This is a genomic window from Salinimicrobium terrae DSM 17865, from assembly GCF_000424665.1.
GTDB classification, from domain to species: Bacteria; Bacteroidota; Bacteroidia; order Flavobacteriales; family Flavobacteriaceae; genus Salinimicrobium; species Salinimicrobium terrae.
This window is the reverse complement of sequence record NZ_AUKI01000011.1, coordinates 213,120-238,816: the sequence shown is the minus strand read 5'-3', so window position 1 is coordinate 238,816 and position 25,697 is coordinate 213,120. Positions and strand designations below refer to the sequence as shown.

The window sequence follows — 25,697 nt, the reverse complement described above, 5'->3', positions numbered from 1 at the left end:
TATGACCCTCAGCTCTGTGCAACCTGGCGAGTTAAATCTGGACAACTGCGCCCGGGAGCCAATTCATATTATTGGCAAAACTCAGGCGCATGGAGTGCTGGTTGCATGTGATCCCCAAACGCTTAAGATCACACAAATGGGGGAGAATGTGGCCGAATATTTTGGATTGACATTCGAGGAATTATTTGGAAATGATCTCTCGTACCTTCTGGGAGAGGAACAGGTAAAGCAATTGGTGGAAATGTTATCTTTTAATGAAACAGCTATTCCACAGGACATATTGATCAATGACAAAAATTTCCTGATGCAGGTCCATCACTCGGGACCAAATCTTGTTCTGGATTTCGAACCGTACCAAGGAGGTCAATCATCTAATTTTTTTCAGAAGCAGTTAACTCAAATTCTCAATCAATTCCAGGCTGCAAAATCTGTTGATCAACTGTGTAAAGCCGCAACTATTCTTTCCAAAAAAATGTTTGGATACAACCGGGTAATGATCTATGAATTTGATGAGGAATGGAATGGAAAGGTCATTGCCGAGAGCAGGGAAGAAGAGATGGGGTCGTGGTTGGGACTTCATTATCCAGCAACAGATATTCCCGCTCAATCCCGGCAGCTTTTTCTGAAGCACAGGGTACGAATCATAACCGATGTTAATTACACGCCGGTTCCAATCATTCCCGAATTGTCACCTCTTACTAAAGAACCACTCGATATTTCCCGGTCGGGGCTTAGGGCCGTATCACCAATCCATATTGAATACCTGAAAAATATGGGTGTGGGGGCTTCTCTTACTGCTGCAATTATTGTAAAAGGAAAACTCTGGGGATTGATCGCCTGCCACCATTCCACTGCGAAACATCTGGATTTTTATCAACGGGAGAGTTGTCGTTTTTTGGCACAAATGTTTTCTACAGAACTTAGTTTACAGGAAAATTCAGCTTTAATTAGTCAGGGGAAACTTTCGGAAAGTATTAGGAAGCAACTGGTAGTGCAAATGAACAATGAAAATGATGTAGTCACTGCACTTTCTAAAGGTAATGTAAAGTTTACTCAACTTTTTCCCTGTGGAGGTGGCGCAATATTTATTAAAGATCGCTGGGCTCTTAATGGGAATACTCCGGAAAAAACTCAGCTGGAAAGACTGCTGAACTTTATAAAAGAACATCCTAAAAGCCTCTTTTTGACTCGAAATCTTTCTGCAGTATTTCCTGAAGCTAAGGCTTATAAGGAAACGGCATCTGGTGTTCTTTGTTTAAAGATTGCAGATTATAAATATATTTTCTGGTTTAAGCCGGAGGAGATCCAGGAGGTGAACTGGGGAGGTAACCCTAAGGATAAAGCTTTTTATAATGAAAAAGAACAACGGCTTAGTCCCCGCCAATCATTTGAGAAATGGTCAGAAAAACTTACCGGAATTTCTGAGGCCTGGCAGGAAACCGACAAGGAAATTGCAAGAGCTTTAAGGGAGAATATTAGTTATGTTATGCTGGCACAACAGCAGGAGGAGATTGAGGCATTAAATTTTAAACTTATTGAGGCCAATAAGGAGTTAAAAATATTTAGCTATGGACTTTCTCATGACCTTAGGGCTCCGGTAAGAGGAATGGAAGGAATTCTGGAAATTCTGGATGAGGATCACAGGACAGAGTTAAGTGAAGAAGGACAGAAGTTGCTCCAAATGAGCAGGGATCTTAATGAAAAGATGAACAATCTTATTGATAATATCCTTGAATATTCCCGGCTTAATCATAGTGATAGTCTGGAAGTGAAAAGTATAGACACTTCAGAAGTAATAGAGGAGGCTCTTAAATTTGTTAATGTGCAGGGCAGTTATCCCAAAACCACTGTGAAAATTCAGTCACAGTTACCCGAAATGAGGGGAGAACGCAGGATGCTTTTTCAGCTGTGGTCTAATTTGCTAAACAATGCCATTAAGTATTCTTCAGAAGAAGAAAACCCGCTCGTGGAAGTTGGGACAGAGAAGATTAAGGGACATCTTGTCTTTTACGTCAGGGATAATGGGATTGGTGTTCCGCCGAAACTAAAGGAAAAAATTTTCGAAACCTTTAAAAGAGGAGTGGGGAGCCGGTTTAAAGGAACAGGAATAGGACTGGCAATCGTTAAGAGAATTATTGAAAAACATGGGGGAGAAGTTTGGGTTCAAAGCGAAGAGGGTAAAGGTTCAATATTTTATTTTTATCTTGATCCCAAATTATAGAAGGCCTGTAAATGATCGAAATCCCGTTGAGAATACTGTTAGTAGAAGATAATGAAGCTGATGTATTGATCACCCGACGCACCATTCAAAAATTAGTAAGAAATCCACATATTGAAGTAGTTGAGGACCTTGGATCCTGCCGTGATATGCTTATAAACTTTATTCCCGATGTGGTGATCTCAGACTATAATCTGCCTACCTGTACGGGTTTTGATATTCTGCATTTGGTAAGGGAAAAAGATCCAGAGCTGCCTGTAATTTTTCTAACCGGTACTATTCACGATGAGGAACTGGCCGAGAATACTGTACTTGCAGGTGCTTCGGGTTACATTCTAAAGAAGTATATGAACAACCTGGAGGAAAAGCTTAAGCCTCTTCTCAATCAGGTGGTTTTTCGTATGAGTGAGAAAAAAGAAATAAGGGAGCGGCTTAGGCAAAATAAGATCAATATTAACCAGATCAACGATTATTTGGATAATCTTAAAGACGATAATCGGGACCAGAAAGAGAATATCAGCAAGATTAAAAAAAACATCAGGGACTACAATAGAGATAAGGATGAAGATGACAGAAAAACTTAAGGAGGAAACCAGGGAGCTACACGAACAAATCGAGGACAAAAACCTGGCCAGGCAGATCATGGATCACAGTATAAGCCTGGAGACTTACAAGTTGCTGTTGCTACAGAATTATATAGCTTACCGTGAAACAGAAACTGAAATTCAAAAATTCCTGCCTCATTATAAAGGAAAAAAGCACATACAGCTAAAGCAGGACCTGGAAGAGCTTGAAATATCGGAAGGTATACCTGTCAAAAAAGACATTTTTAAATGTAATTCCCGGGCCGAAGCATTTGGTGCTGCATACGTAGTAGAGGGATCGGCTCTTGGAGGTATGGTGCTGGCAAAGAATTTAAGCAAGTGTAAGGGTCTGGACCGAATCAACCAATACTTTTTCTTTAATGGTAATAAAGATAATCTTCAGGATTGGAAGAGTTTTAAAGAGGAGCTCGAGAAATATCCTTTTACAGAAGCTGAAGAAAAGGAGGCTGTAGAAAAAGCAAAAGATACCTTCAGGTTCTTCGAAAAAGTATTCGATAGTGAATTTAAAATTAGCTAATTCTATTTTCGAAGATAAGGGAAAGTAGCCGGGGTACCCTGGTTCTATCGTCTTCATCAAAGTGTTCATCGAGATCAACAAGCCTGAATTTATTTTTCCTGGCTGCATCAACGTAATCTGAAAGATGATGAGTAAAAGCAGGTGGGATTTGTATGCCCTTTGAGGTTTCAAACTGTGCTCTGCTACCTGCATATTGTTTTCCGGGATGGAGTTCACAAATATAAAATTTGCCATTTCTCTTTAATGCTCCTGCAGCTTCAGCAAAAATAGCTTCCAGATGTTCTATGTGTTCCAGCACCAGACTGCAGGTAATGAGGTTTGCCCATCCCGGTTTAACGGGCCAGGTATTTGTAATATCGGCTTCTACAAATATTACATTTTCTGCCTGCACCTTTTCTTTGGCCTTAGCAATCATATTTTTTGAAAGATCTATTGCCGTGACAAAACCCGCTTTTTTTGAAAGCCAGCCGGTATTTTTTCCGGTGCCGCAACCCAGCTCCAGGATATTACCGTAGTGTGGGTTTAAAAATATCTTTCGCAGCACCTCTCCTTCCAAATCACGGGTTTTATTTTCCATGGAATCATATGTTGCAGCCCAGAGATTGTAGGAGTCACGCGTAGTCATTACACAATTTTCTTTATCCAGTTTTTTGCCTCGTCCTTTTCCGATAAATTGAAATACTTAATTGTTGCCGCTGTAAAGGGTTTCATTAGTTGGGTAAGTTCTTTCTCCCATTTTTTATCACCTACCATAGCAATACGTTCCAGATTTTCCAGATTTTTGAAGTCAAAGCTTATGTCCCGCCACATAGCACTTAGACTCCAACCTTCAAATTCCTTCATTTCGAAGTACCATCTTATGGTTCCAAAGCTTCTTATTTTTTCCTGTAGCAGAGGGATAAGTCGATCGTAATCATCTTTGGTTAATTTTTTTTCTGCGACAGTATAAATAATATTGTGTTCAATTTGGATGGAGATCATAGTGAGAATTTCCTACAATTTGCAAAGAAAAGTACAGTCAGCCAAGAGGGAAATAAAAGGGAGTGGTTAAGCTGGTGTTAATTCGTGTTTAAGAAATGTTAACAGGTGAGAGTTTTCTTGGATAACTTCCTCTCTCTATAGCTGTAGGGAGTGGTTTGGACCTTAAAAATCCCCGAACCATCCAGGATACTGCCAACAATTTTTTTGATAATGATGGAGCAGAGGTATTTCGGCTTCCAAAAATTCACCTGATATTTGCCCTTTTTAAGAGGTATATGGAATTACAGAAACGGCAACGAATTGCCCTTGGCACCTTTTTCTTCATGTCTGGTTTTGCTTTTTCAACCTGGGCCTCACGTATTCCAACCATTAAAGCCTTCTTCGATCTCAATGAAGCCCAATTGGGAAATCTCCTGCTGGCGATGCCCGTAAGTTCTCTTGTTGGTTTACCCATATCCGGATGGTTAGTTTCAAAATTTGATAGCCGCAATCCTTTAATTGTCGCTTATTTCTTTTTTGCTCTGGGTCTGGTTATCATTGGGAGCGCCACTGAAATGATTTTTCTGGTGACAGGAATTTGTCTTTTTGCTTTTAGTATGAGGATCCTCAACATTTCAATGAACACACAGTCTCTCACGCTGCAAAAGTTATTTCCGCGGAAGATCCTCGGCTCCTTTCATGGACTTTGGAGTACCGGTGGACTTGTGGGGGTACTGCTTTCCACTCTTTTCATCAAACTAAACATTTCAATGCAAACGCATTTTTTATCGGTGGCCGGGATAGCAGCAGTTTTGGGTATAATGTCCTATGGTTTTTTGCTGCCAAAAGATCGTGCAACTGCCGGAAATAAACTAAGGCTAGGCAAACCTGATAAATTCATTCTTTACCTTGGCCTGCTTATCTTCTTCGCTTCTCTTTGTGAGGGTGGAATGTTTGACTGGAGCGGAGTATATTTTAGAGAAGTGGTGAAGGAAGAGCTTTTCACCTTAGGATATCTCATCTTTATGACTTTTATGGCGGTATCCAGGTTCTTTTCGGACCGTCTAATCGAACGATTTGGTATGCCCAAAATGTTCATTATTAGTTCGATTCTTATATCTTCAGGTATCCTGTTAATGATTCTTTTTCCGGAGTTTTGGCCTGCAATTACCGGCTTTAGCCTGGTAGGTGTTGGGGTAGCGGCTATTGTCCCCATGATTTTTAGCCTGGCAGGAACTTCTAAGAAATATTCGGCAGGAATGGCTATATCGATTATTACTACATATGGGATCGTGGGAATGCTGCTGGGACCTCCTTTAGTGGGCTATATAGCGCACCTATTTAATTTAAAAATATCATTCCTGCTGTTCCTTTTCGCCGGATTGTCATTTATTCCAGTTTCCCGCCTCTTTTTTATGCTAAAGGAGGAGCAGTAAAAAACAATTATGCCTTCGAAAATTTTATTTAAAAATGTCATTTTTGAAAGGATATTTTTTATGATTACTTTAAAATAGGTTTTCTTTTAGCTTTTTTATCTTCCAAATTACTCCATGGGGAGGCAAGGAATTTTTTATTTCTGACTTTTATCCAATAAAAAAAAGTTGATGGCACCAAATGAGCAGTACAGAGTACCTGAAAATACCAGAATTGGTCACGTCCACCTGAAGGTTTCCGATCTTGAAAGGGCTCTGGCATTTTACAACGGACTTTTAGGTTTTGAGGTGACACAAAAAATGGGAGATTCGGCAGCGTTTTTATCTGCCGGGGGCTATCATCATCATATCGGACTAAATACCTGGCATAGTAAAGGAGAGCCCGAGGCCTTAAAAAAAGGCGTAGGACTATATCACTCTGCCATAGTTTATAAGGAAAGAAAGGAGCTTGCCCGGATTCTTCAACGTCTTCTCGATGCTGAATACCCTCTTACAGGTGCTGCAGATCATGGAGTCTCTGAAGCAATATATCTTAATGATCCGGATGGAAACGGGGTAGAGCTTTACTACGACCGCCCAAAGGAAGAATGGCCGCGGAATAAGGATGGTTCACTGGGAATGTATACAAGAGCGCTGCATCTGGACAAACTACTGGCAGAACTTAAATAGTTAATTTCCTACAGGGTAACCTTTATCTAACCAATCTACTTTAATATTATCGCGCAGGTTGAGCAATTGATGGTTGGTGAACTGCATTTCGTTTAGAAGACTAAAGGCTGGCCGGATATTGGGACAAATGTCGAAAGGACAGCATCCACAATAGATTACAATTTCGGTATCCTTTGGTAAAAGTTCCAGTTCCTTTTTCAAATTGTTCAGACTCTGTGTTTCTCCGGAAGGACCTGTATCTTTAGATCCTGGAATAATATTTCCGGCACCTAAACTAAAGATCATTAGACTGTCTTCAGAATTCTTGATAAGATGTGCGAGATCCCTCGGTTCCAATAGTTGCTGCTTGGTCCACGGTTCACCATTAGTAGCAAGATTTTCAGTTTTTTCCTGTTTTTCCAGAACTTCATTATTTGAAATCCGCTGCTCATTGACCTCATTTTTACAGGCACCCGTAAATAGCACAAGAAAACACGTGGCTGCGTAGAAGAATTTGTTCATCTAAAAATTATTAGGGTACAAAAATAAGGTTTTACAGAAGAGCTGGTTGTTTAACCAGATAAGATCTTTCAAATTAAATAATTTGAATTTATCGGTCTTTTACACACCTTTAAATCACCAGAGATTTTTTACTTCTTTTTTAATATAGGAAAGCCCTGTTTCGCTTGGGGGTTGTTGATCGATTAATGAATTTACAATGTGCTGGCGAAGTTCATTGGAAGTAGTGATATCTTCACGTCCGGTGATCTTCCTGATGTTAGTAATTGTGGCGTTTTTTGATGCTTTTATGACGTTCCAACATTCATCACTTATATAAATTTGTTGTGCCAGGTTGTGTTCAAATTCCTGTTCAATGGACTTTATAAGCAAATTAGAATACGCTTCTTTCTCACTTCCCGTGGGTTTTACCCGTACCAGTAGATTACCTGGTGCAATTCGTTCAAGAAAGAGGGCCATCCTCTCATAGGCTTGCAATCGCAAAGGGAGAGCGTGTTTTTGGGTTTCTTTATGTAACAGGTATCTCCGGCGACGTTCTTCATTGCGGGTGTGAAGGTTAAAAAAATAGAAGGCGATCACGCCCACAACTACTGCCGGTAAGAGATAGAACAGCAACTGTAAAATTGAATCTTCTGCCATAGGTCTACTATTGATCTGCTACCGAGGTTTCTTCAGTTTCTACTTCTTTCACATCGGTTTCTTCACCTTTTCTGTATGAGCCGCCTAAGTTAGGACATCCTGCCAAAGTAGCAACAGTATCAAACGGAACTTTTGTTTTATTATATAAGAAAGTTTCAGATAACGGTTTGGCAATAAACCTGTCCCCTAAATTGATCTCCACGTCATCCATGGTAAATTGACATGGATGCTCATACCCACAGGCATGCGTAATTTCGAGGAGTTCTTTTCGAAAATTATTGAAGTAGTAGTTCACCCGTTCGGCCTTGTTCTTGACGTTTATCCCCGCCTGCAGCCAGCGATTTTGTGTCGCTACTCCCGTTGGACAGGTGTTGGTGTGGCAGGACTGGGCCTGGATACATCCAACACTAAGCATTGCTTCCCTGGCGACACTAATGCAATCGGCTCCCATAGCGAAGGCCATTGCAGCCTTAGCAGGAAAACCTAATTTACCACTGCCAATAAAAACTATGCGATTCGTAAGATCCCTTGCCTGGAAGATCTTATAAACATCTGTAAACCCATAGATCCAGGGTAGGGCAACATGATCTGCAAAGCTGGGTGGAGCTGCACCGGTTCCTCCTTCCCCGCCATCAATAGAAAGAAAGTCCGGTCCCCGGTTTGTTTCTGCCATTATACTCGCCAGTTCCCGCCATTCGTCCAGTTTTCCTATTGCTGCTTTAATTCCCACGGGCAAACCGGTATGTTCTGCAATCTCCTCTATCCAATCTACCAGCTCCTGCATATCACTAAAGGTATTGTGAGCCGGAGGGGACAGCACATCTTTTCCCATAGGCACATGTCTTATTTCTGAAATTTCCCGGGTGATCTTGGAAGCGGGAAGTACTCCGCCTTTACCTGGTTTTGCTCCTTGAGAAAGCTTTACTTCAATAGCTCTTATGCTGGGATAATCCTCCACTAGTTTAACGAGTTTTTCCATAGAAAAACTGCCATCGGGATTACGAATCCCGAAATAACCTGTCCCTATCTGAAACACAATATCTGCCCCTTTTTTATGGTAAGGAGAAAGTCCTCCTTCTCCTGTATTGTGAAAAGCATAGGCTTTTTTGCAACCAAGATTCAGAGATTCTATTGCTCTGGCAGAGAGGGAGCCAAAACTCATCGCCGAGACATTGATGACCGAGGCAGGTCGAAAAGGGCGGCGACGTTTATGATATTCTCCCATTACCTTGGCACAGGCAACAAAATAAGGGTCTTCCCGGTTAATGTGTTTTTCGGGCATGTAGTAAGGAATGACTGCATTGTTGATGAAGATGTAATTTACCTCATAGATATCCTGATCTGTCCCAAATCCCTCGTAGTTATTCTCATTTTTGGAAGATGCATATACCCAGCTTCGTTCTATGCGGTTGAAAGGTAATTCTTCACGATTTCCCGCCACTATGTACTGCCGTAATTCGGGGCCAATACTTTCAAGCATATATCTGAAGTGCCCTACAAAGGGAAAGTTGTGGAGTATGGTATGTTTCTTATTAATAAAAATGTCATAGATAACCACCAGACCAATAAAAATGAGAAGCCACATCCACCAGGAGATTTCCCCCAGAAATTCATAAAAATTTTCCATAAAAGAGGTTTTTTCCGAAAAACGAAAAGTTACTTCATAAAGCAGCACCTCCAAAATTAATCCTCTAAAATATTTGTAAAAAAGTTCTGCAGAGGTAATTGAAATGGGCAAAAAGATATAGACCAGGCTTCGATTTTTGCCACATTTTTAGTTATTTTCACCCCTTCAAAAGAAGTTACTATTGGAAAATTATTTAGCCGAATTAAATGATGCTCAGCGAGCACCTGTTTTGCAGAAGGATGGGGCTATGATCGTGATAGCTGGTGCAGGATCGGGGAAGACACGGGTTCTTACATACAGGATCGCCTATCTTATGAGTAAGGGGGTTGATGCGTTTAATATTCTGGCATTAACTTTTACCAACAAGGCGGCACGGGAAATGAAAACCCGAATCGCCAAAATTGTAGGTAACAGTGAGGCAAAAAATCTTTGGATGGGTACTTTTCACTCCATCTTTGCCAAAATGTTAAGGTTTGAAGCAGATAAATTGGGCTATCCCTCTAATTTTACAATTTATGACACCCAGGATTCCCAACGCCTTATTTCAGCCATTATAAAGGAAATGGGACTGGATAAAGACGTATACAAGTATAAGCAGGTCTATTCCCGTATTTCTTCTTACAAGAATAGTTTGATTACTGTAAAGGCTTATTTTCAGAATCCGGAATTAATGGAAGCCGATGCCATGTCAAAAAAGCCAAGGCTGGGGGATATTTACAGGGAATACGTGGATAGATGTTTTAAGGCGGGAGCGATGGATTTTGATGATCTTTTGCTGAAGACTAACGAATTACTGAACAGGTTTCCCGATGTGCTTCAGAAGTATCAAAACCGCTTCAGATATATTCTTGTAGATGAGTATCAGGATACAAATCATTCACAATACTTAATTGTAAAAGCACTTTCAGACAAGTTTCAGAATATTTGTGTGGTGGGCGATGATGCCCAGAGTATATATGCCTTTCGTGGTGCAAACATCAACAACATTCTCAATTTTCAGAAGGATTATGACGATGTACAGATGTACCGCCTGGAACAGAATTACCGCTCCTCAAAAAATATAGTTGAAGCTGCTAATTCTATTATTGAAAAGAACAAGACAAGACTTGAAAAGGTGGTTTGGACGGCCAATGAGGATGGGCCGAAAATTGTTGTAAATCGTTTGCTTACCGATGGGGAAGAGGGAAGGTTTGTCGCTGGATCTATTTTTGAAAACAGGATGGAAAGCCAGATGAACAATGGAGATTTTGCCATTCTTTATCGAACTAATGCGCAAAGTAGGGCTATGGAAGATGCCCTTAGAAAAAAAGACATTCCATACCGAATCTATGGCGGACTTTCATTTTACCAGAGAAAAGAGATCAAAGATGTGCTTTCTTATTTAAGGCTGGTAATCAACCCCAAAGATGAGGAAGCTCTTAAACGGGTAATAAATTATCCCGCCCGTGGCATTGGTCAAACCACAATTGACAGACTCACTATTGCTGCCAATCATTATAAAAGATCAATTTTTGAAGTGATAGAGAATCTGGATAAAATTGATCTGAAGATAAACAGGGGCACAAAGAATAAGCTGGAGAATTTTATCAATATGATCAAAAGTTTCCAGATTATGAACCAAACTGCCGATGCTTTCACTCTTGCTGAAAATGTTGCAAAAAAAACTGGGTTGCTGCAGGAATTGAAGAAGGATGGTACGCCAGAAGGAATTGCCAGGATTGAGAATATTGAGGAGTTGCTAAACGGGATAAGGGATTTTGTGGAAGGACAGAAGGAACTGGCCGATGCAACCGGTTCCCTTACCGAATTTCTTGAAGATGTGGCCTTGGCTACAGATATGGATAAAGATTCGGGCGATGATGATCGTGTTGCGCTAATGACCATTCATCTAGCCAAAGGGCTGGAATTTCCTTATGTCTACATAGTGGGAATGGAGGAGGATCTTTTTCCTTCGGCCATGAGTATGAATACCCGGTCTGAACTTGAGGAAGAACGGCGGTTGTTTTATGTGGCACTTACAAGGGCAGAGAAGAAGGCGTTCCTCACCTATACACAATCCCGGTATCGCTGGGGAAAACTTGTAGATGCCGAACCTAGCCGGTTTATCGAGGAAATAGATGACAAGTTTCTGGAATTTATGATCCCGCAGGATGATTATAAGTACAAGCCCCTTATTGATGCAGATATTTTTGGGGAAGTAGACAAAACTAAGTTCCGCCAAACAAAACCGGAAAGTGGAACTCCACCTCCTTCGCACAAACCTACAGAAGATCAGCTGCGGAAGTTGAGGAAGCTGCGACCTGCGAGTTCACCCGAAACTTCGGCTTCTCCGGCCCAGGTAATAAAACTTGAAGCCGGTGACGAGGTAGAGCATATGCGCTTTGGGAAAGGAAAAGTATTAAGTATTGAAGGAGTAGGCCAGGATAAAAAAGCTGAAATTAATTTTGAGACCGGGGGTATAAAGAAATTACTCCTGAAATTCGCAAAACTCAAAATGCTTTCCTAATACAGTGGTTAAGTAATTGTTATTCTTTAGCTTAACTCTTTCCCTGTTCTTATCTTTAAAATAAAAAAAATGATTAGAGAAGGAACAGAGGTGAAATGGAAGTGGGGAAAAGGTACAGCAACCGGAAAGGTAAAAAATACATTTGATCATGAGATAACTCACACCATCAAAGGGACAAAAGTAACCAGAAAAGGGAAACCCGCTAACAAAGCCCTGTTCATCCAGCAGGAAAACGGCAATGAGGTTCTCAAGCTTGAAAGTGAAGTAGAAAGAAACAATTAAATTTTTCTCAATCTATTATTAAAAGGCATCGAATTTTTGTAATTTTTGGTGCATTTAAAATAGTGGAATTATGGCAGAACTTATTAGGATCTACGAAGAGAACCCCAATCCCAGACATATTAAAAAAGTAGTTGAAGCACTTAAGGATGGTGCACTTATCATTTATCCAACAGACACGGTTTATGGTCTTGGTTGTGATATAACAAATAATGCCGCTCTCGAACGTATTGCCCAATTGCGCGGGGTTAAGCTTGAAAAGGCTAATTTTTCTTTTATCTGTGAAGATCTTAGTAACCTCTCTGACTACGTAAGGCAAATAGATACTCAGACCTTTAAGATCTTAAAGAGAAACCTTCCCGGGCCTTACACTTTTATACTACCGGGAAATAATAATTTACCAGCTGTTTTTAGGAAGAAAAAAACTGTGGGAATTCGAATTCCCGATAATAATATTTGTCGGGCGTTGGTTTCCGGTCTTGGTAATCCAATTGTTTCAACTTCTATTCGTGACGATGATGAAGTTTTGGAATACACCACAGATCCCGAACTCATTCTGGAAAAATGGGATAACCTGGTAGATATAGTTATTGACGGGGGATATGGAGATAATATTCCGTCCACAGTAATAGATCTCACGACAACAGAGCCCGAGGTGATCAGGGAAGGTAAGGGGAGTTTGGAGATACTTTAAATTCCGAACCATTTTATTTAATACCTTTTTCTGAAGAAAAAACAGATAGAAAAAGCCCGGTGAGTTACCGGGCTTTTAAAATTATATATTACAAATGCTTATTCAGCAGACTTCATTCCTTCATCAATAAGATTGTAGAACTGGTCAAGTTTCGGAAGAATAACAATACGTGTTCTTCTGTTCTTGGCTCTACCATCTGCTGTTTCATTAGTTGCAACCGGTACATAGTAACTTCTACCTGCTGCAGTCATTCTTTGCGGCTCAACTCCATGCTCTTCCTGAAGTACACGCACTACAGAAGTAGCTCTTTTCACAGAAAGATCCCAGTTGTCCTGGAGTACTGCATTTCTAATTGGCTGGTCATCTGTATGACCTTCTACCATAAATTCGATATCAGGACGGTTTTTAACAACAGTGGCAACTTTTCCTAATACTTCTTTTGCACGATCAGACACATTGTATTTTCCGCTTTCGAAAAGAAGTTTATCTGAAATCGACACATAAACAACACCTTTTTCCACATTGATTTGAATATCCTCATCACTCATATTTCCAAGTACTCCTTTAAGGCTGGTTACAAGTGCAAGGGTTACCGAGTCTTTTTTGGTGATTGCATCCTGCATACGCTGGATTTTCAAATCTTTTTCCTGAATGCTTTCCAAAGAGCGTTCAAGGTTTTCTGCTTCTTTCTTAGACAAAGTAGCGAGATCTCCAACATTATTCAACAAAGCGGTATTTTGATTGCTCAATTGATTTATTTGTTGTCCTAAACGTTCTTTTTCGTCTAAACAAGAGTTAAGTTTTACTGTGGCAGTATTTAATTTGTCTTGAGTCTCCTGTTGTTGAGCTTCCAGCTCGGCATATTTCTTCGATGATACACACGAAGAGAAAAGGAGGGCAGCAGTTGCCGATAAAAGCATGAATTTTTTCATAATTCTTAATTATTGTGATTAAATGTTAACGTGTCAAAAATACAAATTCTAATGTCTTAAAGAAAGATAATTGATTCCTATATCGATTATTTCACATCTTTTCGAACTTCGTATTTTTATTCACATAGTAAGACCATACAACGGAGGTTTTGTTGAAATATTTCCCATTTTTCGAAGAATTATTTCTTTTTTTCCACATTTTTTTGAAGTGGTAGTAGAAGCTAAAGTGGGCTTTCAGGATCGCAGTAGCATGTGAAGGATTCAGTAGCAGGAGCAGACGAATAGCTGCTACTCCATCCAGAATAAGCCTGGAAAATATTTTCAAAATCAGCCCCTTTTGAGGAGCATTCTTTATAAGTGCAAAAAGGCTGTTCCTAAAGTTAAAAAAGGTCTTTCTCGGATTCATGCTGTTCAAGGTACCACCTCCTAAGTGGTAAACCTTTGAAGAGCCTACTGCTTTCACCTTTTTACCCAGGTTGAACAGGCGCCAGCACAGATCTATTTCCTCCTGATGAGCGAAAAAATCCTCATCAAAGCCTCCTACTTTAAAAAAGTCCCTTTTTCTAATGACCATACAGGCTCCGGTTGCCCAAAAAACGTCAACTGTATCATCATACTGCCCGGAGTCTTCTTCCAAGGTTTCAAAGATGCGTCCCCGGCAGTAAGGATAACCTAAAGCATCAATATAGCCACCTGCTGCCCCGGCATATTCAAAAAAATCTTTTTTTCTGAAATTCAGGATCTTTGGTTGGACGGCAGCTACGGCCGGATCTTTCTCCATTTCTGCCAATAAAGGCGGGAGCCATCCCGGAGTGACTTCTACATCATTGTTAAGTAATAAAAACAGATCTTCCTCCAGGTTCTGTAAAGCGTCGTTATAACCTTTTGCAAAACCTCCATTCACTTTATTGTGAATGATCTCTACCTTCGGAAAATTCTCCTTTAAATATAAGATGGAATCATCTGTAGAAGCATTGTCGGCTACGTAAATAGTGGCTCCGGGAGAATAATCTACTACCGAAGGCAGGAACTGCTCCAATAATGCTCTTCCGTTCCAGTTAAGGATGACTACTGCTACTTTCACAGGTGCAAATTAAAGGAAAAATGAGAGATATAAAGCTGTTCCATATTAGGTGTCAAAAAGTGCATTTTTCAGGTCCATTCCGGAAGGTCTGTCAGGAAGTGATATTTTTCAGCTGCATAATCCAGCTGACAAAAATAATGCTGCAAACCATTGGTGACCATGAGATAGGTTGCTTTAAGGGCAAGGTTGTACCTGGCAATCTGGTCAAATGTTTCCTGCGTTATAGGTACTGAGGCTGCTTTGCATTCCACCACCAGGTGAGTGCTGCCATCTGGCCTGTAAGCAATTACATCATATCTTTTTATAAGATCATGTATCTTCAGCTGCTTTTCAACATTAAGTAAGCTTTTTGGAAATTTCTTTTCCTGGATGAGAAAGTGCACTACGTGTTGCCGTACCCATTCTTCGGGCGTAAGCAAAACAAATTTTTTCCGGAGTTCATCAAAAACAGCCACTTTATTTTCGCTATTTTTGAACCGAAATGAGTACCGGGGGAAGTTAAGTGTATGCATGCTCAAAAGTAGAATTTTTTTAGAAGAAGTCTTTGAATCCCCTCCCCAAAACCAGCTGTAAATGGATGACGTAAGAAATATAGTGACTGCCATTAAAAAAGGGGAGATTAAACCCATTTATTTTTTAACAGGGGAGGAGCCGTATTTTATTGATAAAATATCAGATTATATTGAGGATCACCTGCTACAGGAAGACGAAAAAGGCTTTAACCAGATGGTGCTTTACGGGCGCGATGTGACAGTGGATGAAATAGTTGGTAACGCTAAACGTTTTCCCATGATGGCCGAACGGCAGGTCATCATTGTAAAAGAAGCCCAGGATCTTTCCCGTACAATTGAACAACTGGTAACCTATGCCGAAAATCCTCAGCCTACAACTGTTCTCGTATTTAATTACAAGTATAAAAAGCTGGACAAGCGCAAAAAATTGCACAAGGCTATAGCTAAAACGGGAGTTGTTTATGAAAATAAAAGGCTCTATGAAAATCAGGTAGTAGACTGGATACAAAAAGAAATGCATTCCCGCGGATATCAAATGGCTCCCAAGGCTGCACAAATGCTGCTGGAGTTTCTGGGAAATCAACTTGACAAGATCGATAATGAATTAAAAAAACTTCAGCTTATTGCTCCTAAAGGAACCACCATTACCCCGGAGCTTATTGAAGAAAATATTGGAATAAGCAAGGACTTTAATGTTTTTGAGCTGCGGAAGGCTATCGGCAGTAAAGATAATCTCAAAGCCCACCGTATTATTAATTACTTTTCGCAGAATGAGAAAGATCATCCTATGGTGATGACGGTGGGGATGTTGTTTAGTTTCTTTGTTCAATTGCAGCAGTACCATTCCCTTAAAGATCAATCTGAAGCCAATGTTGCCAAGGTGCTTAAGGTCAATCGTTTTTTCGTAAAAGACTATGTTACTGCTGCCAGAAATTATAACATGAAAAAAGTAAGCAGCATAATTTCATATTTACGGGAAGCCGATATGAAAGGGAAAGGAGTAGGGGCTGCTAATGTGCCACAGGGAGATCTTTTGAAGGAGCTGCTTGTAAAAATTTTCAATTAGAATGGCTAAAATAAATACCTGGGTTAGTGCCGCGAGATTAAGAACGCTTCCGCTTTCAGTTTCCGGTATTCTGGTGGGAAGCGCTATTGCTGTAGCTCAGGATGAATTTAATTCGGTGATATTTACCCTGGCTTTGGCCACAACGCTGGGACTACAGATCCTTTCCAATTTCGCCAACGATTACGGAGATTTTGTAAAAGGTACAGATAACGAAGATAGGGTAGGCCCACAAAGAGCTCTTCAAAGCGGTATGATCACCCGAAATGAAATGTTTTGGGGTATGATAATCACCGGAATTGTTACTTTCTTTTTTGCGGTTACGCTTATTTATATTGCCTTCGGAACCCGAAGCTTGTTCTTCGGAATCATATTCCTGATATTAGGAATAGCCGCCATAGCTGCGGCGGTAAAGTATACCGTAGGTGATTCTGCTTACGGGTACAGAGGGCTGGGAGATATCTTTGTTTTTCTGTTTTTTGGACTTGTTGCCGTTTATGGAAGCTACTTTCTTTATGCTGTTGAATGGGACTGGAGGGTAGTTTTACCGGCTGCTACCATTGGCTTTTTAAGTGCCGGGGTTCTTAACCTTAATAATATGAGGGACCGGGAGGCCGATGCTAGGGCCGGGAAGAACACCCTGGTGGTGAAGATGGGAGCGGCACCTGCAAAACAATATCATTATTTTCTTCTGCTTGCAGCCTTCTCCTGCATGATACTTTATTCGGCATTTTCATTTACGGGAATAGATGATCTCCTTTATCTTATTGCTTTTATTCCTTTGTTGCTGCATCTGAAAAGAGTAATGGAAAATAAGAATCCGGTGCTGTTGGATCCCGAACTTAAAAAACTAGCCTTAGGAACTTTTTTACTGGCAGTTTTGTTTGGGATTGGTCAAATATTATAGCTTCTAAAAATGGCATTTTTGGAAGGTCTTTCCCTCAGGATTTCGTAATTTGTTTTGAAAACATCATATCATGAAAATTACTCATTACGCTCATAGCACATTTTCGATTGAAGTTAAAGGAGTTCATCTTTTGGTAGACCCTTTTATCTCCGGAAACGAGAAGGTTAAGGATAAGGTGAATATTGATGATCTTACAGCAGATTATATCTTGCTCACCCATGCCCACCAGGATCATACTCTAGATGCTGAAGCCATTGCTAAACGAACCGGAGCAGTGATCATTAGCAACTTTGAAATTGCGACCCACTATGAGAATAAGGGCCTGGAGGTGCATCCACTTAACCATGGCGGCAAATGGAACTTTGAATTTGGAACGGTGAAATACGTCAATGCCATCCATACCAGTTCCTTTCCCGACGGAAGTTATGGTGGCCAACCCGGCGGATTCGTAATTGAAGGGGAGCACAAGAACGTCTACATCGCAGGAGATACTGCTTTAACTATGGATATGAAGCTTATTCCCATGCACACCAAGCTGGACCTGGCGATCCTTCCAATTGGCGACAATTTTACCATGGGAATAGAAGATGCCATTATTGCCAGTGATTTTGTGCAGTGTGATAAAGTGCTCGGCTGCCACTATGATACTTTTGGCTATATAGAAATTGACCATGAAGAAGCAAAACGAAAATTTTACGAAAAAGGTAAAGATCTTATGTTGCTTGAAACAGGAGAAAGTATTGAACTTTAGAAAATTGAATGCAGGCAACATACCATAAATATATTTTGAATTTTAAACACCCCAGCGGAACTTCCCGGGGCATTCTTACGGAAAAGGAAACCTGGTTTTTAATTCTGAAAAAAAACGGCATAACCGGAATTGGAGAATGCGGAATTTTAAGAAGTCTTAGTTACGACGATCGCCCCGATTATGAGGAAAAGCTGAAGTGGGTATGTGAGCATATAGATCTTGGTATGGAGCAACTTTGGGAAGAACTCAGGGAATTTCCCAGCATTCAGTTTGGAGTGGAAATGGCCTTTAGATCTTTGAAAGCTGAAGATCCTTTTCTGTTGTTCCCTTCAGGATTTACCCGTGGCAAAGAATCCATTCCAATTAACGGACTTGTATGGATGGGAGAGGAACAATTTATGAAGGAGCAGATTATTCAGAAGATAAAAGAGGGCTTCAGGTGTATTAAGCTGAAAATCGGCGCTATAGATTTTAAAACTGAGATAAGTCTGCTGAAGTTTATCCGAAAAGAATTTCCTTCCGAAGAAATTGAAATAAGAGTTGATGCCAATGGTGCTTTCAAGCCTTCCGAAGCAATGGAGAAACTGAAGCGGCTTAGTGAACTGGAGCTTCATAGCATTGAACAACCCATAAAACAGGGCCAGTTGCAGGAAATGGCTGCTCTTTGTGTGAAAACGCCCCTGCCTATAGCTCTTGATGAGGAACTAATAGGAGTTACTGCTGTAACAGAAAAGCAGAAACTTCTACAAACAATACAACCTCAATATATCATTTTTAAGCCTAGCCTCATTGGCGGATTTAAAGGGACAGAAGAGTGGATCGACCTTGCACGGGAGCAGAAAACCGGCTGGTGGATCACGAGTGCGTTGGAGAGCAATGTGGGTTTAAATGCAATTGCACAACACACTTTTACACTAAACAATCAAATGCCACAAGGTCTTGGAACCGGAGGCCTTTACACCAATAATTTTGAAGCCCCACTGGAAGTGGAAAACGGGAATTTGTGGTACAGATCCACAAAGCAATGGCAATTTAATCTATAAAAAAAATGTTTATAAAGCAGGCATACAAGGCAAAGACTGATTGGTGGCGATATTTTATTGGCCTAATAATAATTTTTTTAGGCTGGCAATTATTTGGGTCATTGCCTTTTATGGCAGCTTTATTTTTTGAAGCGGGGCCAGAAGTGCTTACACTCACGCAGGCAGAAATGATGCGGGTTCTGGATTCAAATCTTAATTTTTTTCTACTACTGTTATCTTTTGCCGTGGGACTGGCAACCCTTTTTTTTGTAGTCAAAGTTTTACACAATCAAAAGATAAAAGACGCCACCACTTCCCGCAAGAAAGTTGACTGGGGGAGGTTTTTCTTTGGATTTAGTATAGTGGCTGTATTTACCATAGTTACAACCATCATTGATTATAATATGCAACCCGAGGACTACATATGGAATTTTAATATGGTGCCTTTTCTAATTCTTGCAGCTATTGCTCTCGTCATGATACCCTTGCAAACCAGTTTTGAGGAATACCTTTTCAGAGGTTATCTTATGCAGGGAATAGGTGTATTGGCAGGGAACAGGTGGGTTCCGTTGGTTATTACTTCTGTAGTCTTTGGAGGTATGCATATTTTTAATCCGGAGGTCGCAAAACTGGGTTATATCATAATGGTATATTATATTGGCACCGGTTTTCTGCTTGGAATAATGGCCCTTATGGACGAAGGTCTTGAGCTCGCCCTGGGATTCCACGCCGGTAATAACCTCATTGGTGCCTTGCTGGTAACGGCCGACTGGACTGCGTTTGAGACAAATTCTGTTTTAAAAGATATTTCAGATCCTTCGGCAGGGCTGGATATACTACTGCCCATACTTATCGTTTACCCGGTCTTTCTTTTGCTTATGGCAAAAACTTATCGCTGGAATAACTGGAAAGAGAAACTCTTTGGAAAGGTGAGTCCCCCGGAAAGTATAAAGTATCCTGAAGAAATTTAGATTTTCTGAACAATTCGTTAACTTTAGCAATTAAGCGTTAAATATGACGAAAGTGATGCAAACTAAATTTAGCTTACCTGAGACACATCCAGAATTCAGGCTTAATGGCCTGTATTATAGTAATGAAGAACTAGCTGCAGTAGCCTATAGTCTTATCAAAGAAGGAGAACCTTATGAAGGCCACGCCGGGAGTTTTCTGCTTGACTGGCTTAATGATAAGGAATATATTGAAGTAAAGACATCGGGCTCCACCTGTCCCCCAAAGAAAATTTTTATTAAAAAACAGCAAATGGTAAATAGTGCCCGGGCAACAGGGAAGTTCTTTGATCTGGGGCCAGGTACTACAGCGCTGCATTGTTTACCTGTAAATTTCATCGCCGGTAAAATGATGTTGGTTCGGGCTATGCTTTTAGGCTGGAAACTTGACCTTGAATTGCCAAAGGCAAATCCGCTGGACCGTATTTTTAAGATCTATGATTTTTGTGCCATGACACCATTCCAGCTGGATAATTCTCTTAGCCGTCTTCACCTCATTAAAAAATTGATAGTTGGAGGGGGAGCCGTGTCAAGTAACCTGCGCAACCTGGTTCAGGGGATAGGAACAGAAGTCTATGAGACCTATGGAATGACCGAAACCGTTTCCCATATTGCCGCCCGTCGCGTAAATGCAAAAGGTGAGGCACAGGAGGACCCTCTTCCCTTTACCACTCTCCCAAACGTTAAAGTTGATATTGATGACAGGAGTTGTCTTGTAATCGATGCACCCCAGTTAACTGAGGACACTTTGGTGACAAATGATGTTGTAGATCTCATTTCTGAAAACAGTTTTGTCTGGAAAGGAAGAATTGACAACGTTATTAATTCCGGTGGGGTGAAGCTACATCCTGAAGAAATCGAAGCCAAGTTGGCTCCAATTATTGCACACCGGTTCTTTATTACCTCATTGCCAGATCCGGCACTTGGAGAAAAACTGGTATTGATGGTGGAAAGTGAATTTTCTGAAGTTTCTTTAAATCATCTGGAAAGAGAGATCAAAGCCTGTCGTAAACTCGGAAAATTTGAGATTCCTAAAAAGATATATTTTGTGGAGAAATTTGAAGAAACTGCTAACGGCAAGATTCATCGTGCCAATACATTAAAAAGCAGGATGAACTAGGTAATAAGGAATCTTTTACAAAAGAATTAAACTGCCTCTGGGCATAAGAATCATCAAATAAATTCCAATCTATTAAGATTCAGAAAGAAGTTGCATAAGGCGCCAAAAAAGGCTTTTTTAAACTTGTTTCAGGTTTGTACGCTTAATATAAAACTCCTTCTCTTTTACCTGTACTTCCTCAGGAGAATTTATCTGTTGCTTTAGTTTTTGCCATTTTTGGTTAGGGTAGAGGCGGATTTCTTTTCCTTTGATGATAACATCTACAGGCATATTAAAACCGTCAACATCTGCCTGCCATTTATAAAGGATGTGATCTCCTTCTTTTTTAAACTGTAATTCGGGTAAAGCAGCGTGTCTTAGATATTGATCGAATACCGGCTCCAAATCGTACTCAATGGCAGCATTGAAAAAATCTTCGGTAGTTTGAGTAGTGATGATCTTATGGCGGTTGGCTTCGGAATAATCTTTTAGAGTTTTCCACCACAATTCATCGTCATTATAAATGCTTCTTATGTTGTTCAACAGGTTGGACCCTTTATAATACATATCTCCCGACCCTTCACTATTCACTCCATAGGTACCAATGATCTTTTTTGTGTTGCTGATGTTGTTTCTTACTCCTTTAAGATATTCAAGTGCTTCCTCTTTTCCCCAACGGCATTCTATGTATACAGCTTCAGAATAAGCGGTGAAACCTTCATGAATCCACATGTCGGCAATATCCTCTGCTGTAATGCTGTTTCCAAACCATTCATGTCCAGTCTCATGGATAATAATAAAATCCCACTTAAGACCTATTCCTGTCCCGCTCAGGTCGTTCCCCAGGTAACCCATCTTATATTGATTCCCATAGGCGACCGCGCTTTGATGTTCCATCCCCAGGTAAGGAGTTTCCACTAGTTTGAAACCATCTTCTTCAAAGGGATAAGCTCCAAATTTTTCGTAAAAGCAGTTCATCATGAATTTTACCTCTTCAAATTGCTTTTTTGCTTTTTCCAGGTTGTAGGGTAGAACGTAGTAGTCGAGATCAAGGTGCCGAAATTGATCTTTAAAATGAACATAATTACCAATGTTCACTACAATATTGTAATTGTTTATGGGGTTATTCACCTTCCAGTTCCAGCGGGTGAAACCATCATCGAGAACTTCTTTCCCTACAAATCTTCCGTTGGAAACGTTCATGAGGTCGTTGGGCACTGCAACCCCAATAAGGACTTCTTCGGGTTCGTCGCTCTGGTGATCTTTATTGGGATACCAAAGACTGGCACCTGTTCCTTGTACGGCAACCGCGATCCAGGGATTTCCTTGCTCATCCTTTTCGAAAACAAAACCTCCGTCCCAGGGAGCATTCTTTGCAACTATGGGATTTCCTGAATAGAAAAACCGGATGGAATCAACAGCATTTTTTTCCACTTTTGGTTCCAAATCAATGAAAACAGCATCATGCTGCCGGTCAAAATCCATTCTTTTTCCACGGAAGAGAATAGAATCCACTTTCATATTTCTGAAAAGATCTACCTGCATTACCGGCAGGTCTTCTTCGGCCTGAAAGCTAATTGTGTTATAGCCTGAAATGAACTTATTTTCGGGTTCCACCTTTACCTGTAAATTGTACTTGAGGACATCATAGCTTCTTTCGGGCCGTAAAGAACCACGAAGGGTATCTGCTTCTGTGAATTCGATTTTATTAGTCACTACCTGTGCCTGTAAAGGAGCAGTAATAAAAACCATAAGTAAAAGATAAGCTGAAAATCGCATTTTTGAGAGGTATTAGGTCTGGATCACTCCCAGGTTAAAATCTTTTTCAATTGGGGCATGATTGGCTGCTTCAATTCCTGTAGAAATCCACTTCCTGGTATCAAGGGGATCGATCACGGCATCTGTCCATAAATGTGCGGCAGCGTAATATGCCGAAGTTTGCCGGTCGTACCTTGCTTTGATTTTGTCAAAAACCTCCTTTTCTTTTTCGGCATCTACTTTTTCACCTTTTTTTGCCATTGAGGCTGTTTCTATTTGAGCAAGTACTTTGGCTGCCTGTGTTCCACCCATTACGGCGAGTTCTGCACTTGGCCAGGCGAAAATAAGTCGGGGATCATAGGCTTTTCCACACATAGCATAATTACCGGCTCCATAAGAGTTCCCAATGATAATGGTAAATTTTGGAACTACTGAATTACTAACAGCATTTACCATTTTTGCACCGTCTTTAATGATTCCGCCGTGTTCACTCTTACTTCCAACCATAAATCCCGTAACATCCTGAAGAAATACCAGCGGAATCTTCTTTTGGTTACAATTTGCAATAAAACGGGTTGCTTTGTCGGCAGAATCTGAATAGATCACTCCTCCAAACTGCATTTCTTTTTTGCCACTTTTGACGATCTTTCGCTGGTTCGCCACTATTCCTACTGCCCAGCCGTCAATTCGGGCATAAGCTGTTATTATTGTCTGGCCATAGTCTTCTTTATATTCCTGAAATTCTGAATCATCCACGAGTCGCGCTATGATCTCCTTCATGTCATATTGCTCATTTCGTTGCTTTGGAAGAATTCCATAGATATCCTGTGGGTCTTTTGCGGGTTTTATTGGTTTTTTTCGATTATATCCTGCTTTGTCACTGTCCCCAATTTTATCGATAAGACTTTTTATGGTTTCCAGGGCATCCTTGTCATCTTTAGCTTTATAATCTGTAACTCCGCTAATTTCGCTGTGAGTAGTAGCTCCACCAAGGGTTTCATTGTCAATAGATTCTCCAATGGCGGCTTTGACCAGGTAACTTCCCGCAAGAAAAATACTTCCCGTTTTCTCAACTATTAAAGCTTCATCACTCATAATAGGAAGGTAAGCGCCACCGGCAACACAACTTCCCATAACCGCAGAAATCTGGGTAATCCCCATACTGCTCATCACGGCGTTATTTCTGAAAATTCTTCCGAAGTGTTCTTTATCGGGGAAGATCTCATCCTGCATAGGCAGGTATACTCCTGCAGAATCCACCAGATAAATAATAGGTAATCTATTTTCAATAGAGATCTCCTGGGCCCTTAGATTTTTCTTTGCGGTAATTGGAAACCAGGCACCGGCTTTCACTGTGGCGTCATTGGCAACAACTATACATTGTTTACCGGAGATCTTTCCAATCTTTACCACAACGCCTCCACTTGGGCAGCCGCCGTGCTCTTCGTACATTCCTTCTCCCACGAAAGCACCTATTTCAATGGCTTGATTTGCATCATCAAGTAAATAATCTACCCGTTCCCGTGCTGTCATTTTTCCTTTAGCGTGATGCTTGGCGATGCGTTTTTCCCCGCCTCCCAGTTTTACCTGCTTCAGGCGCTGCTTAAGATCTGAAACTAATAGTTTGTTGTGGTCTTCGTTCTTGTTGAATTCAATATCCATTTATAAGCTCTAAAAGTCGATTTGTAGATTAAAATTGAACAGTATTGGCTCATTCCAAAATATCCAATTTTTTGAGTGGATGCTAAAATACAAAAACCCTGAAACTAAAATTCTTTAAAAAAACATATTAAAATGCGATATTTGTCATAGGAGAGGTTGTTCCACAAACACTACTTTTACCTCCATTTGGTAAAGACTGCCATTCAATTAACTACTTGCTATTATTATGGGAATGAATAAAAATACAATTTTTGGGTGGGCATCCTTTTGTATGCTCCTGGTTGGAATAGCCCTGGTTTTACTGGGAGTCTTAAAGTACAGAGACTATGCCATAGGTTTCTCTACAGCCGGCATTGGCTTCTTCATAGTTTCTTGGGCCTTTAACGCTCTAAAAGGAAGAGTTTAAATCCTGGATTTTCTTTAAATTTATTAACATCAAAAAGGGGCTAAAGATTGTATTCTTTAGCCCCTTTTTATGTCATTAGCGCAAACTGCACGATTAAAACGCAAAGCCTATTCCAATATTTGCCATAAATCCTTGAAAGAAGATGTCTGGAAATGAGAATTCTTCGACAAGATCAAAGGTCTCTGTTTCGGAAGTGCCATCATCGTATTGGGCTATGTAATCAAATGTTTTAGGCAGTGAAGTAAAGGAATAACCAATTTCTGGTCTTAAATAGAATAAGCCGCCAATTTTTGCTCCTAGCTTTATATTGAATGAGCTTTGATTGTAATCTATTTGACCTGTGCCCTCCTTACCGTCATTTTCAACAGAGATCTCTCCATCAAATTTGAATCTATTATAACCCAACCCACCGTACAAACCCTTTCCTGCCTTAAAAAAGTAATAATTCAAACCTCCTTCAATATAAGAGAAATTGGCTTCTGTAGTTTCAGTACCGCTGCCTTCTTCTTCAGAAAGAAACCAATCAGATTTTATGGTAGAATAATCCAGGCTAACGGCAAGCCGGTCATTAAATAGAGGGGTGACATATTCAAGATTTCCCCCGACTATATTAGGAAATCCGATTTTTACGCCCAGGCGCACCGGTCTCACTTTATAATCCCTTTCTTCAGGAATATCTGTCTGAGCTTGCGCAGTGTGGGAGAAAGTAAGAAAGCAGGCCAGCAGCAAAGTACCAATTGAAGTAGTTTTTATTTTCATAGAATGAATTTTGAGTTTTAAGAGGGGAAATATATTTCTTTAAAACAGAGGCTACAATACCCATTATTGAGTATTTTTAGGAGATATATT

At 40.4% G+C, this 25,697-nt stretch carries 26 protein-coding genes; 15 read left to right on the top strand and 11 right to left on the bottom strand.

All coding sequences use genetic code 11. The features are described 5' to 3' along the window. Position 1 precedes the first annotated feature (1 nt). The 3 genes from H148_RS0103650 to H148_RS0103640 are packed head-to-tail and all read left to right on the top strand — an operon-like array spanning position 2 to position 3,340. On the top strand, positions 2–2,221 hold the full coding sequence (locus H148_RS0103650; protein ID WP_029033588.1) for an ATP-binding protein: 2,220 nt from the start codon (positions 2–4) through the stop codon (positions 2,219–2,221). Positions 2,222–2,232: 11 nt separating this feature from the next. Further along, positions 2,233–2,802, top strand: a complete 570-nt coding sequence (locus H148_RS0103645) for a response regulator (RefSeq protein WP_029033587.1) — start codon at positions 2,233–2,235, stop codon at positions 2,800–2,802. Then, positions 2,780–3,340 (top strand): biliverdin-producing heme oxygenase, encoded by a 561-nt coding sequence (locus tag H148_RS0103640; RefSeq protein ID WP_037324581.1) that lies wholly within the window; start codon positions 2,780–2,782, stop codon positions 3,338–3,340. Before H148_RS0103645 ends, H148_RS0103640 begins: the two co-directional genes overlap by 23 nt. On the opposite strand, the gene H148_RS0103635 is transcribed toward H148_RS0103640, so the two are convergent. Together H148_RS0103635 and H148_RS0103630 are read right to left on the bottom strand one after the other, a co-directional pair. Continuing rightward, the gene (locus tag H148_RS0103635; RefSeq protein WP_037324579.1) at positions 3,333–3,965 is read right to left on the bottom strand and encodes a class I SAM-dependent DNA methyltransferase; all 633 of its coding nucleotides are present in this window, start codon (positions 3,963–3,965) and stop codon (positions 3,333–3,335) included. The two genes, H148_RS0103640 and H148_RS0103635, sit on opposite strands and share 8 nt — an antisense overlap. Further along, the gene (locus tag H148_RS0103630) at positions 3,965–4,321 is read right to left on the bottom strand and encodes a SpoIIAA family protein (RefSeq protein WP_037324578.1); all 357 of its coding nucleotides are present in this window, start codon (positions 4,319–4,321) and stop codon (positions 3,965–3,967) included. The genes H148_RS0103635 and H148_RS0103630 overlap by 1 nt, the downstream gene beginning before the upstream one ends. A 275-nt stretch (positions 4,322–4,596) precedes the next feature. On the opposite strand from H148_RS0103630, the gene H148_RS0103625 reads away from it, so the two are divergent. Both H148_RS0103625 and H148_RS0103620 read left to right on the top strand, forming a co-directional pair. Then, the gene (locus H148_RS0103625) at positions 4,597–5,736 is read left to right on the top strand and encodes an MFS transporter (RefSeq protein ID WP_029033583.1); all 1,140 of its coding nucleotides are present in this window, start codon (positions 4,597–4,599) and stop codon (positions 5,734–5,736) included. Between the two features lie 168 nt (positions 5,737–5,904). Further along, on the top strand, positions 5,905–6,402 hold the full coding sequence (locus H148_RS0103620) for a VOC family protein (RefSeq protein ID WP_029033582.1): 498 nt from the start codon (positions 5,905–5,907) through the stop codon (positions 6,400–6,402). On the opposite strand, the gene H148_RS0103615 is transcribed toward H148_RS0103620, so the two are convergent. The 3 genes from H148_RS0103615 to H148_RS0103605 all read right to left on the bottom strand — a co-directional run bounded on the left by H148_RS0103615 (position 6,403) and on the right by H148_RS0103605 (position 9,166). After that, positions 6,403–6,903 carry a rhodanese-like domain-containing protein gene (locus tag H148_RS0103615; protein ID WP_156877196.1) on the bottom strand — a complete coding sequence of 167 codons (501 nt, stop codon included), beginning with the start codon at positions 6,901–6,903 and terminating at the stop codon, positions 6,403–6,405. Between the two features lie 114 nt (positions 6,904–7,017). Beyond that, positions 7,018–7,539 carry a DUF7935 family protein gene (locus H148_RS0103610; RefSeq protein WP_029033580.1) on the bottom strand — a complete coding sequence of 174 codons (522 nt, stop codon included), beginning with the start codon at positions 7,537–7,539 and terminating at the stop codon, positions 7,018–7,020. 7 nt (positions 7,540–7,546) lie between these two features. Next, positions 7,547–9,166, bottom strand: coding sequence for an FMN-binding glutamate synthase family protein (locus H148_RS0103605; RefSeq protein WP_029033579.1), 1,620 nt, complete (start codon positions 9,164–9,166; stop codon positions 7,547–7,549). Positions 9,167–9,347: 181 nt separating this feature from the next. On the opposite strand from H148_RS0103605, the gene H148_RS0103600 reads away from it, so the two are divergent. The 3 genes from H148_RS0103600 to H148_RS0103590 all read left to right on the top strand — a co-directional run bounded on the left by H148_RS0103600 (position 9,348) and on the right by H148_RS0103590 (position 12,645). Next, the gene (locus H148_RS0103600) at positions 9,348–11,672 is read left to right on the top strand and encodes an ATP-dependent helicase (RefSeq protein ID WP_029033578.1); all 2,325 of its coding nucleotides are present in this window, start codon (positions 9,348–9,350) and stop codon (positions 11,670–11,672) included. Between the two features lie 69 nt (positions 11,673–11,741). Then, positions 11,742–11,954 carry a hypervirulence associated TUDOR domain-containing protein gene (locus H148_RS0103595; RefSeq protein ID WP_029033577.1) on the top strand — a complete coding sequence of 71 codons (213 nt, stop codon included), beginning with the start codon at positions 11,742–11,744 and terminating at the stop codon, positions 11,952–11,954. Positions 11,955–12,024: 70 nt separating this feature from the next. Further along, positions 12,025–12,645: an L-threonylcarbamoyladenylate synthase gene (locus tag H148_RS0103590; RefSeq protein ID WP_029033576.1), complete on the top strand. Its 621-nt coding sequence runs from the start codon at positions 12,025–12,027 to the stop codon at positions 12,643–12,645. 98 nt (positions 12,646–12,743) lie between these two features. On the opposite strand, the gene H148_RS0103585 is transcribed toward H148_RS0103590, so the two are convergent. The 3 genes from H148_RS0103585 to H148_RS0103575 form a co-directional block, all read right to left on the bottom strand. After that, on the bottom strand, positions 12,744–13,577 hold the full coding sequence (locus H148_RS0103585; protein WP_029033575.1) for an OmpA family protein: 834 nt from the start codon (positions 13,575–13,577) through the stop codon (positions 12,744–12,746). Between the two features lie 91 nt (positions 13,578–13,668). Then, positions 13,669–14,661: a glycosyltransferase family 2 protein gene (locus H148_RS0103580; RefSeq protein WP_029033574.1), complete on the bottom strand. Its 993-nt coding sequence runs from the start codon at positions 14,659–14,661 to the stop codon at positions 13,669–13,671. A 68-nt stretch (positions 14,662–14,729) separates the two neighbouring features. Next, positions 14,730–15,173, bottom strand: a complete 444-nt coding sequence (locus H148_RS0103575) for a type I restriction enzyme HsdR N-terminal domain-containing protein (protein ID WP_029033573.1) — start codon at positions 15,171–15,173, stop codon at positions 14,730–14,732. Between the two features lie 61 nt (positions 15,174–15,234). On the opposite strand from H148_RS0103575, the gene holA reads away from it, so the two are divergent. From holA to H148_RS0103545, 6 genes are all read left to right on the top strand, one after another. Then, positions 15,235–16,239: a DNA polymerase III subunit delta gene (holA, locus tag H148_RS0103570; protein WP_029033572.1), complete on the top strand. Its 1,005-nt coding sequence runs from the start codon at positions 15,235–15,237 to the stop codon at positions 16,237–16,239. A gap of 1 nt (position 16,240) precedes the next feature. Then, a complete protein-coding gene (locus tag H148_RS0103565) occupies positions 16,241–17,143 on the top strand; it encodes a 1,4-dihydroxy-2-naphthoate polyprenyltransferase (protein ID WP_029033571.1) in 903 nt (300 codons plus the stop codon). A 70-nt stretch (positions 17,144–17,213) separates the two neighbouring features. Next, positions 17,214–17,894, top strand: coding sequence for a metal-dependent hydrolase (locus tag H148_RS0103560; protein ID WP_029033570.1), 681 nt, complete (start codon positions 17,214–17,216; stop codon positions 17,892–17,894). Positions 17,895–17,902: 8 nt separating this feature from the next. Further along, positions 17,903–18,937 carry an o-succinylbenzoate synthase gene (locus H148_RS0103555; RefSeq protein WP_029033569.1) on the top strand — a complete coding sequence of 345 codons (1,035 nt, stop codon included), beginning with the start codon at positions 17,903–17,905 and terminating at the stop codon, positions 18,935–18,937. Between the two features lie 5 nt (positions 18,938–18,942). After that, on the top strand, positions 18,943–19,887 hold the full coding sequence (locus H148_RS0103550) for a CPBP family intramembrane glutamic endopeptidase (RefSeq protein WP_029033568.1): 945 nt from the start codon (positions 18,943–18,945) through the stop codon (positions 19,885–19,887). 55 nt (positions 19,888–19,942) lie between these two features. After that, positions 19,943–21,043, top strand: a complete 1,101-nt coding sequence (locus H148_RS0103545; protein WP_029033567.1) for an AMP-binding protein — start codon at positions 19,943–19,945, stop codon at positions 21,041–21,043. 117 nt (positions 21,044–21,160) lie between these two features. Here H148_RS0103545 and H148_RS0103540 read toward each other — a convergent pair whose 3' ends face one another. Further along, entirely contained in the window at positions 21,161–22,801 is a 1,641-nt protein-coding gene (locus H148_RS0103540) for a M1 family metallopeptidase (RefSeq protein WP_029033566.1), read from the bottom strand. Between the two features lie 12 nt (positions 22,802–22,813). Beyond that, positions 22,814–24,442, bottom strand: a complete 1,629-nt coding sequence (locus tag H148_RS0103535; protein WP_029033565.1) for an acyl-CoA carboxylase subunit beta — start codon at positions 24,440–24,442, stop codon at positions 22,814–22,816. Positions 24,443–24,668: 226 nt separating this feature from the next. Between H148_RS0103535 and H148_RS0103530 the strand changes: the two genes are divergently transcribed. Further along, entirely contained in the window at positions 24,669–24,848 is a 180-nt protein-coding gene (locus tag H148_RS0103530; protein WP_029033564.1) for a CAL67264 family membrane protein, read from the top strand. A 93-nt stretch (positions 24,849–24,941) separates the two neighbouring features. Here H148_RS0103530 and H148_RS0103525 read toward each other — a convergent pair whose 3' ends face one another. Next, positions 24,942–25,607: a hypothetical protein gene (locus H148_RS0103525; protein ID WP_029033563.1), complete on the bottom strand. Its 666-nt coding sequence runs from the start codon at positions 25,605–25,607 to the stop codon at positions 24,942–24,944. Positions 25,608–25,697 lie beyond the last annotated feature (90 nt).

Coding starts and splice junctions, on each gene's coding strand:
- H148_RS0103650 (WP_029033588.1), top strand. CDS start 2: ATGACCCTCAGCTCTGTGCAACCTGGCGAGTTAAATCTGGACAACTGC.
- H148_RS0103645 (WP_029033587.1), top strand. CDS start 2,233: ATGATCGAAATCCCGTTGAGAATACTGTTAGTAGAAGATAATGAAGCT.
- H148_RS0103640 (WP_037324581.1), top strand. CDS start 2,780: ATGAAGATGACAGAAAAACTTAAGGAGGAAACCAGGGAGCTACACGAA.
- H148_RS0103635 (WP_037324579.1), bottom strand. CDS start 3,965: ATGACTACGCGTGACTCCTACAATCTCTGGGCTGCAACATATGATTCC.
- H148_RS0103630 (WP_037324578.1), bottom strand. CDS start 4,321: ATGATCTCCATCCAAATTGAACACAATATTATTTATACTGTCGCAGAA.
- H148_RS0103625 (WP_029033583.1), top strand. CDS start 4,597: ATGGAATTACAGAAACGGCAACGAATTGCCCTTGGCACCTTTTTCTTC.
- H148_RS0103620 (WP_029033582.1), top strand. CDS start 5,905: ATGGCACCAAATGAGCAGTACAGAGTACCTGAAAATACCAGAATTGGT.
- H148_RS0103615 (WP_156877196.1), bottom strand. CDS start 6,903: ATGAACAAATTCTTCTACGCAGCCACGTGTTTTCTTGTGCTATTTACG.
- H148_RS0103610 (WP_029033580.1), bottom strand. CDS start 7,539: ATGGCAGAAGATTCAATTTTACAGTTGCTGTTCTATCTCTTACCGGCA.
- H148_RS0103605 (WP_029033579.1), bottom strand. CDS start 9,166: ATGGAAAATTTTTATGAATTTCTGGGGGAAATCTCCTGGTGGATGTGG.
- H148_RS0103595 (WP_029033577.1), top strand. CDS start 11,742: ATGATTAGAGAAGGAACAGAGGTGAAATGGAAGTGGGGAAAAGGTACA.
- H148_RS0103590 (WP_029033576.1), top strand. CDS start 12,025: ATGGCAGAACTTATTAGGATCTACGAAGAGAACCCCAATCCCAGACAT.
- H148_RS0103585 (WP_029033575.1), bottom strand. CDS start 13,577: ATGAAAAAATTCATGCTTTTATCGGCAACTGCTGCCCTCCTTTTCTCT.
- H148_RS0103575 (WP_029033573.1), bottom strand. CDS start 15,173: ATGCATACACTTAACTTCCCCCGGTACTCATTTCGGTTCAAAAATAGC.
- holA (WP_029033572.1), top strand. CDS start 15,235: ATGGATGACGTAAGAAATATAGTGACTGCCATTAAAAAAGGGGAGATT.
- H148_RS0103565 (WP_029033571.1), top strand. CDS start 16,241: ATGGCTAAAATAAATACCTGGGTTAGTGCCGCGAGATTAAGAACGCTT.
- H148_RS0103560 (WP_029033570.1), top strand. CDS start 17,214: ATGAAAATTACTCATTACGCTCATAGCACATTTTCGATTGAAGTTAAA.
- H148_RS0103555 (WP_029033569.1), top strand. CDS start 17,903: ATGCAGGCAACATACCATAAATATATTTTGAATTTTAAACACCCCAGC.
- H148_RS0103550 (WP_029033568.1), top strand. CDS start 18,943: ATGTTTATAAAGCAGGCATACAAGGCAAAGACTGATTGGTGGCGATAT.
- H148_RS0103545 (WP_029033567.1), top strand. CDS start 19,943: ATGCAAACTAAATTTAGCTTACCTGAGACACATCCAGAATTCAGGCTT.
- H148_RS0103540 (WP_029033566.1), bottom strand. CDS start 22,801: ATGCGATTTTCAGCTTATCTTTTACTTATGGTTTTTATTACTGCTCCT.
- H148_RS0103535 (WP_029033565.1), bottom strand. CDS start 24,442: ATGGATATTGAATTCAACAAGAACGAAGACCACAACAAACTATTAGTT.
- H148_RS0103530 (WP_029033564.1), top strand. CDS start 24,669: ATGGGAATGAATAAAAATACAATTTTTGGGTGGGCATCCTTTTGTATG.
- H148_RS0103525 (WP_029033563.1), bottom strand. CDS start 25,607: ATGAAAATAAAAACTACTTCAATTGGTACTTTGCTGCTGGCCTGCTTT.